Source organism: Nonomuraea sp. NPDC049129, assembly GCF_040648495.1.
Taxonomy (GTDB): Bacteria; Actinomycetota; Actinomycetes; order Streptosporangiales; family Streptosporangiaceae; genus Nonomuraea.
On record NZ_JBEZDU010000005.1, the window covers coordinates 220,710 to 237,395 of the forward strand.

Consider the following 16,686-nt stretch of genomic DNA (forward strand, 5'->3'; position numbering starts at 1 on the left):
GAAGATATGGGGCATTTTCTTACCCTTCTAGAACTTGTCGCGTTCACCGCGGCAAGTGAAGCATATCCTTTTAGATAGGGCAATAAGGAGATTGGGCGCCAGCTTTTATCCCGCTACATCGTGACCGTTGAGGCGATCCTGCAGAATCCTAGCCTCTGGAGCGCCCAACCGCTCAAATATCCCCAAAGCCTCCCGCCACACCTCTTCCGCCGCACTCCTCCCATGAATCTGCAGAAGACTCTCACCGAGACGCTGGAGAGAACCCGCCACCAACTGGGGATCCGCCACATCCCTGGACAAAGAGAGCGCACGCTCATAAGTATCCCGAGCAAGGACAAACTGCCCACTAGCCTGCTGAGTGTCACCAATCCTCTGGAGCGCACGCGCAGTTTCGTACAAATCCCCTATATCGCCCGAAAGGGCAAGCGCTTTCTGGAAATGGATCAGCGCTTCAGCGGTCAGCCCCGCGTCCAGGTACATCGACCCGATATTGCTCAACGCGTCCGCCTCGTTCCGGCGATCACCGGTCTCGCGATAAGTTGACAAAGCCTCACGATAGAAATGCAAGGCCTCGTCGCGGCGCCCTTCACGGGCCATGACGCCGGCCACGTTGTTCAAGGCCACGGCCTCGTTCTGCCGCCACCCCGTCTCGCGCATGACAGCGAGCGAGTCCCGGAAGAGTCCGAGCGCCTCCCGATGATCACCACGGTTGAGGTGCAATTCCCCGAGATTGTTCAACAACATCGCCTTGGTTGCGACGTCCCCCATCTCCTCCACGATCTCCAACGAGCTCTCGAAGACGGCCACTGCCTCCTCCGTACGCCCCAGGTACGACAGCGCGATCCCCGAATGCAGCAACGCGTTCCCTTCCCCATACCGGTCCTCCACGGCACGGAACAGCCCAAGCGCCTCCTCCGCGTAAGCCAGTGCCTCACGGTTGCGCCCGGACAGCCAGTGCACGAGGGCGAGATGGTCCAGGGCGTCGGCCTCGCCGCGCCGGTCGCCGAGGGCGCGGAAAGCGCTGAGGCCGTTGAGGGCATGTTCGAAAGCGACGGCGTAGTCGCCTGTACGGCTGCGTACCAGGCTGAGTTCGAGCTCCGCGCGAGCCTCCCCCTCGCGGTCGCCCATCTCCTGGCAGGCCTGGCGGGCGAGCTCGTGGACGCGGGCGGCGTCCTCCCAGAGCGCCGATCGTTCGAAGTACGTCGCGACGGCCTGCGAGAGCTGGGCCGCATGCGCCGGAAAGCCCCGCTCGGCGGAGTGACGTACACACATGAGCAGATTGGCCCGCTCGGCGCGCAGCCACTCGGTGGCGGCACGCGGGTCGCTCACGGACGGCGGATCTACGGGCGGATGGGTGACGTCCACGGCGGCGCGGCGCCTGTGCGGGTAAAGGACGCGATCGGCCTGGTCGGCGGTGTACAGGTAGAGGTCGAGCAGCCGGTGGACGGCTCGCCGCAGCTCCTCGACGGGTTCCTCCTCGGCCGCGCGCTCCGCCGCATAGGCGCGCAGCAGGTCGTGAAAGCGGACCCGGCCGGAGTCCGGCTCCTCCACGAGATGGCGGTCGATCAGCTCCTCCAGGACGCGCTCCGCCCGCTCGAGGTCGCAGCCGATCAGCGCGGCCGCCGCGCCCGCGGTGAGGTCGGCGCCGATGTGCAGGCCCAGGCGACGGAAGGCGTGCCGCAGCTCCGGGGACAGCTCCCGGTACGACAGCTCGAACGCGGTGACGAGGTCGCTGTCTCCCGCGTGCATCTCGGCCAGCCGGTCCTTGGAGCGGGACAGCTTGGCCACCAGGTCTCCGACCCCGCGGGCCGGCCGATGGCGGAGTTTGTTGGCCATGATCGTGACCGCGAGCGGAAGGTAGCCGCACAGACGGACCAGCTGGTTGACGTCACCCGCGTCGAGCTGCCGGTCCTGGCCGACGATCCGGCGGAAGAGCAGCGCCGCTTCCGGTGGCGCCAGAGCGTCCAGCGGGAGCGGGCGCGCGCCTTCGAGGCCGGCGAGCCGATGCCGGCTCGTGACCAGCACGAGGCAGCCAGGTGCCCCGGGAAGGAATGGCCGCACCTGGTCGGCGCCGGCCGCGTCGTCCAGCACGATCAGCATCCTGCGGTTGGCGACCCACGCCCGCCACAGCGCGGCACGCGGCTCCAGCGTCCCAGGTATGCGCTTGGGATCCTCTCCCAGAAGCCGGAGCAGGGTGTCGAGACCTTCGGCGGGATCGAGCGGCGGCTGGTGGGGATCGTGCGCGCGGAGATGGAGGTACCACCGCCCGTCCGGGTACCGGTCCGCCAGCCTGTGCGCCGCGTGGATGGCGAGGGCCGTCTTGCCGATCCCGGCCATGCCGTCGATGGCCTCGATCACGACCGCCGACGGGGAACGATCCAACACGGCGTACAGCTGGTTCAGCTCCGTCTCTCGCCCGGTGAAGTCCGCGATGTCGCGGGGCAGGTTGTCGGCGAGCGGCCCGCCGGGAGTGCGGTGACGGGCGGGCGGCACGGCCAGGTCCGGATCGCCGCGGAGCATGCGGTCGTGCGTACCGCGCAAGGAAGGCCCGGGGTCGGCTCCGAGGTCGTCGGAGAGGCGGTGGCTGGCCCGGTGGTACGCCGTCAGCGCGTCACCCTGGCGACCGCAGCGATACAGGGCCACCATCAGCTGCTCGACGAACGACTCGTCATACGGATATTGATCGACCAGCCCGTACAACTCCCCCACCAGTTCGGCGTGCCGGCCCGCGTCGAGCTCCATCGCCAGGCGGGTGCCGATCGCCGCCCGGTGCTCGCTCTCCAGGCTCGTACGGACCTGCGTCACCCATTCCCCGGACAGGCCGGAAAGCGGATCGCCCCGCCACAGATTCTCCGCTTCGCGGAGTAGGCGCAGCGCGTCCTCCGGGTTGCCGCTGGCCGCGATAGCGCGCGCCTGTACGTTCAGCCGCCGAAAACGATACAGGTCGATCTGCTCGGGATCGACTTCCAGAAGGTAAGCCCCGGAACGGGAAATCAGTCGTGCCCCGCTATCCCCGAACCGGCGATTCAGGCGTCCGCGCAGCCGGGCGATATAGCTATGGACGCTCTCGCGCGCCTTTGCCGGCGGCGCGTCGCCCCAAACCCGGTTGATCATGGTTTCGATGGACACGGGCTGCCCAGGCGACAGGAGCAGGATGGCCAGGATGTACCGTTCCTTGGCCGATCCGAGCTCACATGCCTCCCCGTCGGACCACAACTCCACGGAGCCGAGTATTCGGAACTCCACGAGTGTCCTTTCACCGCTAAAGACCCACGTGCCGCCAGTTTCCCGCGCATTCGCTTAATGGTCCATACGCACCTTTGATCTGACTCTTCAACTTCACGATTGTTGCAAGGTTTTGTCCAGGCAAGCGGTGGACCCTTGGATAGAGCCGTTGAAACGGGGATTACGGCCGGGCGAATACGGCGGCGCGAAACCGCGTCGTACGCGAAATGGGGGGTCGAAAGCCCGATGTCCTGTTCAGAGGGGTACCACGTGCCGGTCGGGCCGGATGCGGCGCGCTGGGTGACGCGCCGCGGCCTGCGGACCGTACTCGTGATCGTTCACACGGTCACGTCCGGGCAGATTCTGCTGGACGTCGTCCGTCTGCTCGCCGCCGATCTGCGGGTCCAGGTGGTCTTCACCAGGGCCCCGGATGTCTTCGGCAACGGGGTGAGCGAGTTGCTCGGGCGCATCGGCGGCGTGGTGATGCCGTGGCGGCTGGCTATTCGACAGCGCTTCGACCTCGCCGTGTCCGCCGCCTATGGGGGGATCGAGGACGTTCACGCGCCGATCATCGTCATCCCGCACGGCGCGGGCTACCAGAAGAGAGTCAGCCGCCGGCTGGGCGGTGGCGCCGTCGCGGCCCGCGGCGTGTACGGGCTCAGCGCTCAGGAGCTGGTCCGGGACGGCATGGTGGTCCCGTCGGCGATCGTGCTCGCCCACGACGCGGAGCGGGGGCGGCTGGCGCGGAGCTGTCCGGAGGCCGTCGCGGTCGCCGAGGTCGTCGGCGACGCCTCCCATGACCGGCTGGTGGCCAGCGCCGGAGAGCGGCGTGCCTACCGCCAGGCCCTCGGCGTCCAGGACGACCGCGAGCTCGTGGTGGTGACCTCGACCTGGGGGACACGATCCCTTTTCGGGCGGCGTGCGGAGCTGTTCCGGCGGATGCTGGCCGAGCTGCCCCGCGACCGCTACCGCGTGGCCGCGCTCTTCCATCCGAATGTCTGGTTCGGCCACGGCGTCTGGCAGGTGAGAGCCTGGCTGGCCGACTGCCTGCGTGACGGGCTCGTCCTGATACCGCCCGAGGCGGACTGGCGTGGTGCGCTGGTGGCCGCCGATCACGTGGTGGGCGACCACGGCTCTGTCGCGGTGTACGGCGCGGTCTGCGGCGCCCCGGTCCTGCTGGTGGGCGACGCGAAGGACGACGTGGACCCGGAGTCCGCCGGAGGGCTGCTGGCTTCGGCGGCGCCCCGGCTACGGCCCCATGGGCCGCTGGCGGCCCAGCTGCGCGCGGCCGCCACCGGCCACTGGCAGGGGCGGCACGACGCCGTCGTGGCCCGGCTCACCTCGGCCCCCGGCTGCTTCGACCGGAACATGCGGCGCCTGATGTACCGGCTGATGCGCATGACGCAGCCACTCACCATTCCGCGGACCGATCCGGTCCCCCCACCCCATCTTTGAAGGAGGAGCAGTGGGCACCAAGATAGTCGTAGCCGGTGTCAGCAGCCTCTACATGGCCATGCCGGTCGAGGAGTTCCCGCTCCCGTACACGTCGCTGCGGTTCCCCGACTGGATGCGGGCCGAGGTGTCCGGGGCCGCGTGCCACATCGCCGACACCCTGCGCACCCTGGGCGACGAGGCGCGCCTGTGCACCTTCGTGGGTGAGGACGTCGCGGGTGAGGCGATCAACGCGTCGTTACGCGCCCGCGGGCTGCTCGGGCCGGGGGTGGTGAAGGTGCCGCACTCATCGCTCGGCGTGGTGCTCGTGGCGCCGGACGGACGGCGCTCCGGGCATCCGTACGTCGCCGCGGTCAACACCGCCGAATATCCCGTCGAGGTGTTCCGCCGCCTGGTCCGCGACGTCGATCTCGCGGTGCTCACCAACACCGCGTTCGTCCGGCCCCTGCTGGGCCACGCACGGGCACGGAACGTGCCGATCGCGGTCGACGTCCATCTGATCACGGACATCGACGACGCGTACAACCGGCCCTGGCTGGAGGTCGCCGACATCGTCTTCTGCAGCCACGAACGGCTGGCCGGCCCGCCGGAACAGTGGGTGGCGAGCGTCTTCGAACGCCATCCCGGCTGCGCGATCGCCGCGGTCGGCCTCGGCGGGCGCGGGTGCCTCATGGGGCTGCGCGACGGCACCCTGATCAAGGCGGCGGCCGTCGCGCCGCGCGGCGTGCTGAGCACCGCCGGGGCGGGGGACGCGCTGTTCGCGTCGTTCCTGCACGGCTGGCTCGCCACCCGTAACCCCGTCACGGCGCTCAAGGAAGCCGTGCTCCACGCGGGCTGGAAGGTGGGTGACACCTTTCCCAGTACGGCCTCGCTGACGGAGGAGGAGCTGGCCCGGCTGTGCGGGAGCCATCCCGTCACCACGTACCTCGATCGCTGGGATCTGCCGTAGGCGGCGGTGTCGAACCTCAGCCGAGTGAGCAGCTCACCTGGGGCAGCGCGTTGGTGGTGTTGTTCCAGGTGGCGGTGAAGCCGAAGGTGGTGGCCGCGCCGACCGGCAGGTTGCCGTTGTAGCTCGCGTTGCGTGCCGTGACGGCGGCTCCGTTCTGGGTGAGTGTGGTGTTCCAGGATTGGTTGATCTGCTGGCCGTTGGCGAAGGTGAAGGTGGTCGTCCACGCGGAGGAGGCGGTTGAAGAGTCGTTCTTCACCGTGATCTCGCCCTGGAAGGCGCCGCCCCACTGGGAGATCACCTTGTAGGTGGCGGTGCACCGGGCCGGCGGAGGGGTCACCGACGGGGAGGGGGAGGTCGGCGGGGTCACGCCGTTGAGTACCTGCGCGAGCGTCGGGTACCAGCGGTCGGCCATCTTCCGGAAGCCGGTGTCGTTCGGGTGGACTCCATCACCGGTGTCGGTGGCCGTGTCGAAACCGGTCCATAGGTCGGCGACGACGATGGGCGACCGCGCGGTCGTGAGGCCGGCGGCCCAGCCCGGGATCGCGTTGTCGAGTGCCACCACACTGGCCGCACAGGTGGGGCAGCCGGACGGGTTCATGGGGATGATCTGGGCCACGAGGATCTTCATGTTCGGGTTGTTCGCCCGCATCTGGCCGACCAGCTTGGTATATGCGGCCAGGACAGTGGCGGTGGGGAGGAAGCCGCCCCACATGTCGTTGGTGCCCAGGTGCATGAGGACGATGTCGGGCTTTGCCGCGTCCAGCCACGGCGGCAGCTGGTTCTGGTCGGCGATGCCGGTCGCGGCGTAGCCACCGTGGCCCTCGTTGTCGCCGTCGTAGGAGAACCCGTAGTTGCAGCCGCCGTCGGGGACGCTGCCGACGAAGTCGATGTTCGTGTATCCGGCTGTTTGCAGGTGGTTCCAGAGCAGGGCGCGCCAGCAGCCGGGTCCGGCGGTGATGGAGTCGCCGAGCGGCATGATCCGGACGGGGGCCGTCGCCGACAGCGCGGGCAGGGCAACGCCGAAGGCGACCGCCACGAGGAGCGTGACGAGGACGGCGTACAGGTGGGATCTGCGGCGCATGAGCGGCTCCAGGTAGACACCCGGGCCCGCCCGATGACGGGCCCGGTCGAGTGCTGCTACGAGAGGGGGTTCTGGGTGAGCAGGTGTGCCTTGAAGCCCTCGCCGTACGTGCTGGTGGGCGTGCCGTTGTAGTCGGTGATGAGCACGTTGCCCTGGCTGCAGCCCCATGGGTTCCAGGTCCAGGCCGTGTACCCGACGCCTTGCGCGTCGGCCCAGCTCATCACCTGGTCGATGTAGTCGTGCGCGCAGGAGTTCTGGCCGATCTCACCGGCCTGCACCGGCACCTGGGCCGCGACGGCGCCGACCTGGCTGTTCCAGCAGGCGGTGTTGGAGCAGGTGTTGAAGTTGTAGGTGTGCCAGGCGGCCATCAGGTTGCCGGTCGGATCGGTCGGCTTGTACGTCAGCCACTGGCTCAGGTCGTTGGACCAGGCCAGCCCGCCGAGCATGATCACATTGGTGGCGCCGGTGGCGCGCACCGTGTTGACCAGCGACTGCATGCCGGCCACCTGGTAGCCGATGCCGGTGCAGGTGCCGCCGTCGCGCCAGCACTTCCAGCCGGCGGTCGCGTCCCAGTTCGCGGCCGCGTCCGGGTAGGGCTCGTTGAACAGGTCGAAGACGACCGCGTTGTTGCCCTTGAAGGCATTGGCGACCCCGGTCCAGAACGTCGGGGCGTACTGGGCGTCGGGCATCGGCTTCTGGCAGGTCGCCGTGGTGTCGGAGCAACCGGCGCCCTGACCGGTGTACAGGCCGTAGTTCCAGTGCATCTCCACGATCGGCGTGATGCCGTTGGCGACCAGCAGGTTCACGTAGTCCTTGACGTTCTGCTGGTACGCGGGGCCGCTGGGGGTGCCGTTGGTGCCGTTCCAGCACTCCTCGTTCAGCGGGATCCGGACCGTGCGGATGTTCCACGCCTTCATCGCGTCGACCGAGGCCTGATCCACCGGGCCGCTGTCCCACATGCCCTTGCCCTGTACGCAGGCGAACTCGCCGCTGGCCCGGTTGACGCCCAGCATGCGGTAGGTGGCGCCGGCAGCGGTGACCAGCCGGTTCCCCGAGACGTGCAGCGCGGGCGCCGCGCCTCCCGTACCGCCGTCGTTGTCGGCCTCGGTGGCGTTCACCGTCACCGATGTCAAGCCGCTGGATGCCACGGTGATCGGCCGGGTGCCGTTCGTGGTGTCGCTGTCCTCCGAGGCGCTCAACGTCACCGTCTGCGGGGTGTTCCAGTTGGCCGTGGTGAAGGTCAGGGAGGCTCCCCCGGTCACGGTGATGTTGGTGTCACCGCTGCCCGCCGTACTGGTGACCGTCACGTTGCCGGTCGGCTGCGAGCGCAGGCGGACCGTGTAGCCGCCGGTCCCGCCCTCGGGCACGCTCACGCTGGTGGCGGAGACCATCAGCGCCTGTTGCGTCCCTCCGGCGCCGGTTCCCGTGCAGGAGACGCTGGGGTTGGTGTTGGCGCCACCGGTGTACGTGCCGTTGAAGCCGAGACTCCAGGTCGCCCCGGCGGCCTTGGCGGCGTTGTAGGAGACCGGGTTGACGGTGATGGCCGCACCCGCCGGGGTGGGGGTCGCCGGAGTGGGCACGCCCTCCCACATCTGGGTGATCACCTGGTTGTTGGGAAAGTCGAAGCTCAGCGTCCAGCTGGTCAACGCGTCGCCGGTGTTGGTCACCGCGATGGTGGCGCCGAACGCGCTGCCGTTGTCCCAGCTCTTGGTGTAGGTGGCCGAACACGACACGGCGGCGTCGGCCGCGCTCTGGACGGTGGCGAGGCCGAATCCGGCCAGCACCACAGCGGCGGCGGCCGTCAAGGCCTTGCGTAACACGATCGGCATGAGAGCCCTCCGTGACGAAACCGATGGACACCGCTTTCTTGAAGCGGCCAAGCTCCGACACTTGGGAGCGCTCCCAACGATCTGCCGCCCTGATTCGCCTCGCAAGAGCCTCCCCACGCCTCAGCGCATGGCACCTACGCCGACCTTGGGCAAGGCCGACGACGCTGCTGAAACTTTCAGCTGGGCTCGGCCAGGACCAGGGTGAAGTCCCCGGCCGGGTCCGTGTAGCGACGGCGCACCTTGAAGCCCGCCCCCACGAGCTCCGCCCACAGCCCCTCTGGCCGGAACTTCGCGCTGATCTCCGTCCGTATCTCCTCCCCCTCCGCGAAGTCGGTGACCAGCCCCAGCCCGCCGATCCGCACCCGCATGTCGCGGCTTGCCCGCAGCCGCATCTCGATCCACTCCTGCCGCTCGTCGTACAGCGCCACGTGCTCGAACGCCTCCGAGTCGAAGTCCGCCTCCAGTTCCCGGTTGATCACCCGCAGCACGTTCCTGTTGAAGGCGGCCGTCACCCCGGCCGGGTCGTCATAGGCCGCCACCAGCCGCTCGGTGTCCTTCACCAGGTCCGCCCCCAGCAGGAACGTGTCCCCGGGCTGGAGCGTGGCCCGCAGGTCTTTCATGAACACCTCGCGGGCGGCTGGTTCGAGGTTGCCGATCGTGCCGCCGAGGAAGGCCACCATCCGCCTTCCGGTACGCGGCAGCAGCGCCAGATGGCGCTCGAAGTCGGCGCACACCGCCTTCACCCGCAGCCCGGGGAAGCGCCCGGCCAGCCGGTGCGCCGCCTCCGTGAGGGTGACCGCGTCGACGTCCACCGGCGTGTAGACACGCGCGGCGAGCGCCTCCAGCAGCAGAACGGTCTTCTCGCTGGTGCCCGAGCCCAGCTCGACCAGCGTGTCCGCGCCGCTGGCGGCGGCCAGGTCCGCGGCCCGCGCGCGCAGGATGGCCAGCTCGCGCCGGGTCGGGTAATACTCGGGCAACCGGGTGATGCGGGAGAACAACTCGCTGCCCGCGGCGTCGTAGAACCACTTGGGCGGCAGCCACTTGGGCACGGCCGTCAGCCCGGCCCTGACATCGTGTTCGAGCGCCTGGCGCAGATAGTCGCGGTCAAGATAGTTGATCACCTGCACGGTCGACTGGCTGACAGGCACGATGCCTCCTGAAGTGGATTACAACGGCTGGACGCGTACGTCGTCGCGGGTGACGGTGAGCAGGCTGCGCTCGGGTACGGCCTGCCATCCGGGCAGGTCGTCGAGCGGCTCGCTGGCCACCAGCACGCCGTCGTGGAGTCGGTGATGGAAGAGGGTGTCGCCCCAGACGGTCGCGGCGATCGACGCGCCGTCGCAGGCGAGCAGGTTCAGGCGGGCGCCGGGGTCCTTCTCCCCGGCGCGGACGACCACCTCGGCGAGCGCCTCGCCCAGGCCAAGCCCGGCGTGCCCGCGCTGGAACACGGCCGCGGCGACCCAGGCGGCGTCGCACGCGCTTTCCGCGCTGTCGGCCAGATCTCTGACCGCGTCCCGCTCGACGCGCCCGTTGTGGCTGAGCAGCCACCGCCCGTCGGTGAACGGCGCGGTGGCACTCTCCTCGATCGGCATGCCGACGGTGGCCGAGCGTACGGCCGCCAGCAGGCAGGTCGAGCGGGCGATCCGGGCGAGTCCGGGCAGGTTGGCGTCGGCCCACATGGGGATGGCACGGCGATAGCGCACCGGTTCCTGCTCATACCAGCCCATGCCGTACCCGTCGGCGTTGATCATGCCGAAACGCTGCCGCCGCGGCGCGTACGACTGCTTCAGCAGCCCATGTTCCGGCTCGTTGATGAGCGCGGCGAGCGGGCGGGCGGCGCCCAGCCAGGCCGCGTGCCTGCACACGTTAGACCAGCTCCGAACGGGCGCAGCGGAAGCCGCTGAAGATCTGCCGGCGGATCGGGTAGTCCCAGTTCCTGAACGTGGTCCGCACCGCCGCCGGATCGGCCGCCCAGGAGCCGCCGCGCAGCACCCGGTACTCCTCGCCGAAGAACACCTCGCTGTATTCCTTGTACGGGAAGCTGCGGAAACCGGGGTAGGGCTGGAACCAGGAGGCGGTCCATTCCCAGACATCTCCCACCATCTGCTCGGCCCCGTAAGGGCTGGCCGCGGCCGGGTAGGCGCCCAACGGCGCGGGATGGGCAGCGCGATGCCCGAGGTTCGCCCGCTCGGCGCCTGGGGCGTCCTCACCCCAGGGGTACCGGCGCGCCTTCCCCGAGCGAGCGTCCCAGCCACAGGCCTTCTCCCATTCGGCCTCGGTGGGCAGCCGCTTGCCCGCCCAGCGGGCATAGGCGTCAGCCTCGTACCAGGACACGTGCTGGACCGGCTCGTCCATCGGGACCGGCTCGGTACGGCCGAAACGGGTACGCCACCAGGCGCCCCCGTCCCTGACCCAGAACAGCGGGGCGAAGACGCCGCTCCGCTGCCGCCACTGCCAGCCCTCCGCCGACCACCAGCGCGAGTCGTCGTAGCCGCCGTCCTCGATGAACGCCGCGTAGGCGCGGTTGCCGACAGGCAGCCGGTCGATCGAGTACGCGGGCAGGTCCACCCGGTGCGCCGGCCGCTCGTTGTCGTACGCCCAGGGCAGCGTGTCGGTACCCATGAGGAAGGAGCCCGCGGGCACGAAGACCTCTTCCGGACCCTCGCTCCGGCCCGGCGGAAGGTCACCGTCGCGCACCAGCCCGGGTTGCCCGGACAGCTGCAGGGTGGCGAGCATGGTCTCGTCGTGCTGATGCTCGTGCTGGATCACCAGGCCGAACACGAAGCCGTCGCGGTGCAGCGGGGCGGGCCCGTCCAGGTCGATCGCGTCGAGCACGTCGAGCACCCGCCCGCGTACGCCCTCGATGTAGCGGCGGGCCTCGGCCGGACCCAGGAAGGGCAGACTGGGGCGATCCTTGCGCGGTGTCTTGAACGCGTCGTAGATGTCGTCGATCTCGGGCCGGAGCGGGTCGATGCCCCCGGCCTCACGCAGCACCCAGAGCTCCTCGTAGTTGCCCACGTGCGCCAGGTCCCAGACCAGCGGCGACATCAGCGGGGAGTGCTGGCGTACCAGCAGGTCGTCCTCCGCGGCCGTGTAGGTGAGTGACCGGTCGCGCACCGCGATGAGCTCGGCCGCGATACGTTCCTTGATGTCGTTCATTCCCATCCTTCGTCGCTCGGCCAGTTCGGGAGATCCAGCAGGTACGAGGCCGGTGAGCGGCCCGCGCTCACGTGCCGGTCGGCGAACGCGGCCACCTCGCCGACCAGGCCGGGACCCGCGCCGCAGCGCGGCAGCGCCTCCAGCGCGGCGCGGAAGCACTCCTCGGCGGCCCGGCGCAGGCGCGGGTCGGCCAGCCCGCACCGCGCCGCCACCCCCCAGAGCCGTCGGTACGGCTCCGCGGCGGCCATCGCGGCGTCAGCGGCGCGGTCGTCGGTGATGAGGGCATGGGTCACGGCCACACAGACCGGCCAGATCGCCGGGTGCTGGGCGTCGAGGTAGCGGATCTCCAGCCAGCCCCGGGGCCGCACTGGTGGAAATAGCGTCGTGGCGTGGTAGGCCAGGTCCTCGGCGGTGGGCCGCCGCCGGCCGTCGGCGTTCAGCCAGTCGCGGAAGCTGGAGCCGTCACGGACGGTGCGATAGCTCTGCTCGTCCTCCCGTACCAGCATGAGCCGGGCATCCAGCAGGTATTCGGCCCAGTCCGCGGCGGGATCGTCCGAGGCGGGGACGGGCGAGGTTCTGGTGCGGTCGAGGTGATCCCAGACGGCCTGGCGGCCCGACATCCAGCCGCACGGCCGGCCATCGCGCAGCGGCGAGTTGGCGAAGGCCGCCATCAGCACGGGGCCGAGCGCGTGCGCCCGTTCCCAGCGCGCCGCCGGCCGCTCGCCCAGGTCCAGGTTGACCTGGATCGACGCGGTCGAGCACATCATGAGCTGTCCGTACGGCACGCCGAGGAACTCGGCCATCGCGTCGTACCGGGGTAGGCGCAGCTGGCGCCGGGCCGGCCGTACAGGATCGAGACCGACACCGGCCAGCACCAGCCCCGACGCCCGCAGGGCGGCGCGCACGGCGGCCACGTCGGCGGCCAGGCGGGCCAGCGACTCCGGCAGCGGGCCCGTCGGGCCGGACAGTTCGAGCTGCCCGCCCGGTTCGAAGGTCAACCGGCTGCCACCGGGCAGCTCGGGCATGGCCCGCTCGATCCTGGCCAGCGGGACATGCCTCGTTGCCGCCGTACGGTCGAAGATCAGGAATTCCAGCTCCACGCCCACCAGGTCCGCGGCGGCGGGACAAAAGCAGCGACGCGCGAAGTCCACCACCTCCGAGGCGTCCTGCAACGGCGGACTCTCGGCCGTAAGCCCGATCATCGTTTCCCCTTCGCGTGGCGCATGGGTCTCTGATGGTCCAGCGGTCCACCGCAGGCAACGGTGGCCCCATCTACAGACCCACGAACCGCGCGAGCGTTACACACGGAATTCGGGTAATTGGATGAGCGGTCACATGGGGGGCTCGCGCCTCATGGCCGCCGGCGCTCGCGGAACGCGGACATGAGCCGATCGCGCACGTCGGCGGAGAGTTTCTCCGGGGGCGGGTCGCCCAGGGCGACGATGGTCGCGCGGAACTGTTCTAAGTAGCGGCCGCACCCCTCGCAGCCGGTCAGGTGGGCGTGCACACCCTCGCGCTCGGGCGGATCGAGGGCGTCGTCAAGGTAGGCGGTGAGGAGTCCCACCAGCTCGCCGCATGTGAAGCGCTTCACGACGTTGACCGCCCTCGTCTGCTGAATGAACCGTTTCACCTATTGTGCCGCCGCACGGAGCGGATGAGGTCAGTCCGGCTGTCTCGCGAACTCGAAGTAGTCCGCCAGCCACCCGCGCACCGCGACGCGGGCGCGATGCAACAGGACCCGCTGGTTGGCGGCGGAGATCTTCATGATCTCGCACACCTCGTCGGAGGTGCAGCCCTCCACGTCCCGCAGCGTGATCACGGTCCGCTGCCGGGGCGGCAGCCTGGCCAGTACCTCGCCGATCAGGCCGCGCACCTCCGAGGCCAGCACCTCTTTCTCGGGCGTCGGCCATGCCGCGGGCGGATCCCGCCAACCGCCAGGCGGCACCGGGTCGAGGCTCTGGCCCGCGATCGCGCCGCCGTCGTCCTTGACGGCGCTCCACGGCAGCGTGCGCCTCTCGCGTACGCCGCGTTTCTTCGCCGCGTTGACCAGTATGCGGAAAATCCACGTCTTGACCGACGAACGGCCCTCGAAGTCGTCGATCCCGCCGATCACCGCCAGCCAGGTGTCCTGGACGACCTCTTCCGCGGCGTGGTCGGTGGGCACGTACGACCTGGCCACCCGGAGCATGCCCCGGGACCAGGTGTCGAGCAGCGCCGCGAACATCGCCTCATCGCCCGCGCGCAGGGCCGGAACGATGACGTCATCCGAAGGCAACTCTCCGCCCGCGAAAGACCCCACGATCGCTTCCCTCCGGTCAGACGTCGGGACATCAATGACATCCAGGTCGAACCGACCCCGGCCTTTACCAGGCTAATCTCCCCCGCCGACGTCCATGCGCCCGGGATGCCGGGTCATCCCCGTGCGTATGCTCGAAGGAGCGAGTCCCCGGCGAATCGGTGAGGAGCGTCCCATGAGTCGGTCGGAAAGGCTGCTCTACGCGGCGAATGGGGTTGATCTTCGCGTCGTGGACCTCGAACTGACCGACGGCGGGCACGTGGAGCAACCCTTCGTCCGCACACCGCAGGCCGCCGGAGCGGTGGTCTTTCACGCCGGGCGCGCTCTGCTGCTGTGGCGGCACCGCCCGGTCACCGACACGTGGGGGTGGGAGATCCCGCTCGGCGAGATCGGCCCGGACGAGGACCCGGAGAGGGCCGCGGCCCGTCTCGTGGAGGAGCAGACCGGCTGGCGGCCCGGTCCCCTGATGCCGCTGATCCGGATCCGCACCGCCGAGGACGTCGCGGACAGCGACCACGTGATCTTCGTCGCCTACCAGGCCACCCCCGTCGCCACGCCGACCGACGACCAGACTGCGCCGGTCGGCGAAAAGGCTGACGAACGGGCTGACGAACGGGCTGACGAACGAGAGCGGGCCGAATGGCTGCCGGTGCTGGGCATCCAGCGGCTGATCAGCGAGCAGGCCATCACGTCCGCGACCACGGCGGCGGCCCTGCTCCATCTCCTGGCCGACCTCCTGCAGGCCCGTACGTCACATTAGAGCAGCCAGGAACGCCAAAACCCCTGGTCAGCAATGACCTGGGGGGTCGGCGTCACCTGGCCTGACTCCCTGGATGTCGGCGTGTGACCCTTCATGCCCGGACGAGGGTGACGGCGTGACCGCGCGGGCTGGTGACCTGTTCGATGGCGCTGCGCTCCAGAAGGTGTGGGGCGGTGGGCCGGCGGTCGAAGACGATGAGGGTGTCGTGGCTCAGGTCGAGGCGATCGAGGTAACCGTCGAGCTGGTGCAGGCCGTCTTCGACGGGGTCGGGCTGTCTGGGTTGATGAACCTTGAATTCGATGTCCTCCCACTGCCAGCAGCGCTTGCCATCGGCGTCTGTGTAGGGCCATTGGACGCAGATGTCGATGCGCCCACGACCCAGGGCGTACTCACGGTCGATCACACCGCCGCCGTTGACCACCCGATGCAGCCAAGCCATGAAGATCAGGTGACAGGCGGCCTCGTGATAGGTCTCGCGGCTTTGCAGGATCTCGCCGTTGCGCCGCCAGAAGGTGAGGAACCCCTGCAGGATCGCGGGCCTGGAAACTGTCGTAGGCCGGTGACACTCTGTTGTCCATGGCACGCGGTCTGGGCATGAAGAAGGTGCGCGAGGAGCTCGGCCTCGCCGTCTGGGAAGTCGAGCTCGCGGTCGAGACCAGCCTGCTCCGCCGCCTGCCGGACCGCACATTCGACCCCGTCTCGGTCAACGCGGCGAAGGCGGACACCGAGCGCTTCCAACGCCTGCTCGCCGCCGAACATCGCTGTAACGCCACCCAGGCGGCGATCAGGCTGGGCATTTCACCTCAACGTTTCAAACGCCTCGCCGACCGACTGGCGCCCGTCGCCGTCGATGAGATCCAGAAGTACGGCCGGACACTCACCATCCGCTACTACCGCGCCGCCGACATCGACGCGCTCGCCGACCTCGTCCGGGCCGACACCGAACTGCGCGCCGCGGCCCGGGCCCTTTCGCGGTCCGAAGCAGCGCGCAAGGCAGCGGCGACCCGCAAGCTCAACAAGGAGAGGGCGGTGGCAGCACGGGCCCTGCTGAAACGGGCCATGCCCTGTCACGACGGAGACCCGATCCAGGTGCTCGTCTGGGCGGCCGCGCTCATGGAGGCTTCCGGCACCAGACCGGGTCCGCTTCGTCGCCTCGCCTATCTTCATGACCCTCGTATCACCGAACTCCTCGCGACGCTCCGCACGGCCCGGCTCTCCCGCCCTGACCTCGATGCCATGCTCGGCTCGCTCCTTCCCCTCGCAACCGAGGCGGTCACCCTGCTGACCGCGCCAACGGATGCCCTCGGCGTGCCTGTTGATGCGTTCCCCGCCGATTTTCCGCGCCTTGGCGACCACCTGTTCGCTCCGGCCCTGCGTGAGCTGCTTTCCGCACCACCGGCCTGGTTCCTGCACGCCCGAGCCGATGAGGAGCTACGCCGAGCCGCCCAAGCGGCGGCAAGCCGTGCCGTGGCGGACGCGTCCCGGCGCCAAAGCGCCGAGCAGGCAGCCGTCGACGCGGCCATCCGCGCAGCCACCAGGCTCTCCGACGCATCGGTGGCCGAGCTGTTCAGCCTGCCGGTCGATGTGATCCGGCAGGTGCGCCCCAGTAGCGGCCGCTGGTCGGCCCAGCATGTGGCAGGTTTGATGCGAAATCCGCCGCCCTGGCTCCGGTCGGAGAGCGCAGCCCTAGCCGAGGTCGAGCGCCGCCGCCGCAAGGCTCAAACCCGCGTGGAACGCAGGGCTCAACGTGGACTCGCCTGGCGTCGTCGTTGGGCGGAGGCGTTGGGCATACCGCTCGAAAGGGTTCCGCAGTCTGCTGGACGGCCCACCGCAAAAGCGATCTCGGCCGCGCGGGACAGGCCACCTCCCTGGGCACAGCCAGGCCGGTCGGTAAATCGAGGAGGAGGGTGAGGTGGCTGGGCCTGATCACTGGGA

The 16,686-nt window shown here is 69.5% G+C and carries 14 protein-coding genes; 4 read left to right on the top strand and 10 right to left on the bottom strand.

Translation table 11 applies throughout. The features are described from left to right. Window positions 1–105: 105 nt before the first annotated feature. A complete protein-coding gene (locus AB0B64_RS16955) occupies window positions 106–3,246 on the bottom strand; it encodes a BTAD domain-containing putative transcriptional regulator (RefSeq protein WP_358178278.1) in 3,141 nt (1,046 codons plus the stop codon). 249 nt (window positions 3,247–3,495) lie between these two features. On the opposite strand from AB0B64_RS16955, the gene AB0B64_RS16960 reads away from it, so the two are divergent. Beyond that, entirely contained in the window at window positions 3,496–4,680 is a 1,185-nt protein-coding gene (locus AB0B64_RS16960; RefSeq protein WP_358178280.1) for a hypothetical protein, read from the top strand. A gap of 10 nt (window positions 4,681–4,690) precedes the next feature. Further along, complete coding sequence (locus AB0B64_RS16965) at window positions 4,691–5,626, top strand: carbohydrate kinase family protein (RefSeq protein ID WP_358178282.1); 936 nt, start codon at window positions 4,691–4,693, stop codon at window positions 5,624–5,626. 16 nt (window positions 5,627–5,642) lie between these two features. On the opposite strand, the gene AB0B64_RS16970 is transcribed toward AB0B64_RS16965, so the two are convergent. From AB0B64_RS16970 to AB0B64_RS17005, 8 genes are all read right to left on the bottom strand, one after another. Continuing rightward, window positions 5,643–6,707 carry a cellulose binding domain-containing protein gene (locus AB0B64_RS16970; protein ID WP_357956262.1) on the bottom strand — a complete coding sequence of 355 codons (1,065 nt, stop codon included), beginning with the start codon at window positions 6,705–6,707 and terminating at the stop codon, window positions 5,643–5,645. Window positions 6,708–6,763: 56 nt separating this feature from the next. Further along, window positions 6,764–8,536 (bottom strand): cellulase family glycosylhydrolase, encoded by a 1,773-nt coding sequence (locus tag AB0B64_RS16975; RefSeq protein ID WP_357956265.1) that lies wholly within the window; start codon window positions 8,534–8,536, stop codon window positions 6,764–6,766. A 176-nt stretch (window positions 8,537–8,712) separates the two neighbouring features. Continuing rightward, a complete protein-coding gene (gene egtD / locus AB0B64_RS16980; protein WP_358178284.1) occupies window positions 8,713–9,684 on the bottom strand; it encodes an L-histidine N(alpha)-methyltransferase in 972 nt (323 codons plus the stop codon). A gap of 18 nt (window positions 9,685–9,702) precedes the next feature. Continuing rightward, entirely contained in the window at window positions 9,703–10,401 is a 699-nt protein-coding gene (gene egtC, locus AB0B64_RS16985; protein WP_358178285.1) for an ergothioneine biosynthesis protein EgtC, read from the bottom strand. Window position 10,402: 1 nt separating this feature from the next. Further along, window positions 10,403–11,695 carry an ergothioneine biosynthesis protein EgtB gene (gene egtB / locus AB0B64_RS16990; RefSeq protein WP_357956273.1) on the bottom strand — a complete coding sequence of 431 codons (1,293 nt, stop codon included), beginning with the start codon at window positions 11,693–11,695 and terminating at the stop codon, window positions 10,403–10,405. Continuing rightward, complete coding sequence (egtA, locus tag AB0B64_RS16995; RefSeq protein ID WP_357956276.1) at window positions 11,692–12,897, bottom strand: ergothioneine biosynthesis glutamate--cysteine ligase EgtA; 1,206 nt, start codon at window positions 12,895–12,897, stop codon at window positions 11,692–11,694. The genes egtB and egtA overlap by 4 nt, the downstream gene beginning before the upstream one ends. A 149-nt stretch (window positions 12,898–13,046) precedes the next feature. Beyond that, the gene (locus AB0B64_RS17000; protein WP_357956278.1) at window positions 13,047–13,286 is read right to left on the bottom strand and encodes a zf-HC2 domain-containing protein; all 240 of its coding nucleotides are present in this window, start codon (window positions 13,284–13,286) and stop codon (window positions 13,047–13,049) included. 69 nt (window positions 13,287–13,355) lie between these two features. Continuing rightward, window positions 13,356–13,994 carry a sigma-70 family RNA polymerase sigma factor gene (locus AB0B64_RS17005; RefSeq protein WP_357956280.1) on the bottom strand — a complete coding sequence of 213 codons (639 nt, stop codon included), beginning with the start codon at window positions 13,992–13,994 and terminating at the stop codon, window positions 13,356–13,358. Between the two features lie 172 nt (window positions 13,995–14,166). On the opposite strand from AB0B64_RS17005, the gene AB0B64_RS17010 reads away from it, so the two are divergent. Next, complete coding sequence (locus tag AB0B64_RS17010) at window positions 14,167–14,751, top strand: NUDIX domain-containing protein (RefSeq protein WP_358178287.1); 585 nt, start codon at window positions 14,167–14,169, stop codon at window positions 14,749–14,751. Between the two features lie 91 nt (window positions 14,752–14,842). On the opposite strand, the gene AB0B64_RS17015 is transcribed toward AB0B64_RS17010, so the two are convergent. Beyond that, the gene (locus AB0B64_RS17015) at window positions 14,843–15,334 is read right to left on the bottom strand and encodes a hypothetical protein (RefSeq protein ID WP_358178289.1); all 492 of its coding nucleotides are present in this window, start codon (window positions 15,332–15,334) and stop codon (window positions 14,843–14,845) included. Here AB0B64_RS17015 and AB0B64_RS17020 point away from each other — a divergent pair. Further along, window positions 15,328–16,662, top strand: coding sequence for a hypothetical protein (locus AB0B64_RS17020; protein ID WP_358178291.1), 1,335 nt, complete (start codon window positions 15,328–15,330; stop codon window positions 16,660–16,662). The genes AB0B64_RS17015 and AB0B64_RS17020 overlap by 7 nt on opposite strands. The last annotated feature ends 24 nt before the right edge of the window (window positions 16,663–16,686 follow it).

Bases quoted from the DNA above. Each gene is read 5' to 3' on its own strand.
- AB0B64_RS16970 (WP_357956262.1), bottom strand. From the start codon at position 6,707: ATGCGCCGCAGATCCCACCTGTACGCCGTCCTCGTCACGCTCCTCGTG.
- AB0B64_RS16975 (WP_357956265.1), bottom strand. From the start codon at position 8,536: ATGCCGATCGTGTTACGCAAGGCCTTGACGGCCGCCGCCGCTGTGGTG.
- egtB (WP_357956273.1), bottom strand. From the start codon at position 11,695: ATGAACGACATCAAGGAACGTATCGCGGCCGAGCTCATCGCGGTGCGC.
- egtA (WP_357956276.1), bottom strand. From the start codon at position 12,897: ATGATCGGGCTTACGGCCGAGAGTCCGCCGTTGCAGGACGCCTCGGAG.
- AB0B64_RS17010 (WP_358178287.1), top strand. From the start codon at position 14,167: ATGAGTCGGTCGGAAAGGCTGCTCTACGCGGCGAATGGGGTTGATCTT.
- AB0B64_RS17020 (WP_358178291.1), top strand. From the start codon at position 15,328: ATGGCACGCGGTCTGGGCATGAAGAAGGTGCGCGAGGAGCTCGGCCTC.